General features: G+C 45.7%; 1 protein-coding gene. It reads left to right on the top strand.

The annotated features are described in order from the left end of the window. Positions 1–794 (top strand): phosphate ABC transporter ATP-binding protein PstB (gene pstB, locus R7R78_RS25270; protein WP_225474518.1); only part of this gene is annotated, 794 nt, incomplete at its 5' end. Between the last annotated feature and the right edge of the window lie 49 nt (positions 795–843).

Genomic DNA, 843 nt, shown 5'->3' with positions numbered 1-843 from the left:
GTTATGAGCCACCACTGGACGTCCATAACTTAACGGATGAACAAACGGCGATCTCGATAGAGAACCTTAATCTTTTCTACGGTCAAGCGCAGGCATTACACGATATTTCGATGCGTATCCCAAAAGGGCGAGTGACAGCATTTATCGGCCCGTCTGGTTGTGGTAAATCGACATTATTGCGCTGTATCAATCGTATGAACGACTTGGTGGAAGGATGTAAAGTCACCGGAAAAGTTCGTTTGCACGGTAAGAACGTCTATCACCCGAATGTCGATGTAGCAACGCTTAGGCGTCGCGTTGGAATGGTTTTTCAGCGTCCTAACCCATTTCCTAAGTCGATTTATGAGAATGTGGTTTATGGCTTACGCTTACAAGGTGTCAAGAACAGTCGCACATTAGATGATGCGGTTGAGCGTTCACTTCGCTCTGCTGCGTTGTGGGATGAAGTGAAAGATAGATTGCACGAAAACGCATTTGGACTTTCGGGTGGTCAGCAGCAACGTTTGGTTATTGCACGTGCGGTAGCAATTGAACCAGAAGTGCTGTTATTGGATGAGCCAACATCGGCACTGGATCCAATATCAACTTTAACTATTGAAGAACTTATCAACGAGCTTAAGACTCAATATACTGTCGTGATCGTTACCCACAACATGCAGCAAGCTGCGCGAGTGAGTGACCACACCGCATTTATTCACATGGGTAAGTTGATTGAATACTCCGACGCAGACTCAATCTTCACATCGCCAATGAAGAAACAGACAGAAGACTACATTACTGGTCGATACGGCTAAGGCTCGACCAAACACGGAATAAGGAAAATCCTGCACTTTGGACGTCATA

This window comes from Vibrio sp. 2134-1, assembly GCF_033339495.1.
The sequence above is the reverse complement of the archived record's forward strand: the minus strand, read 5'-3'. Positions and strand labels throughout refer to the sequence as shown.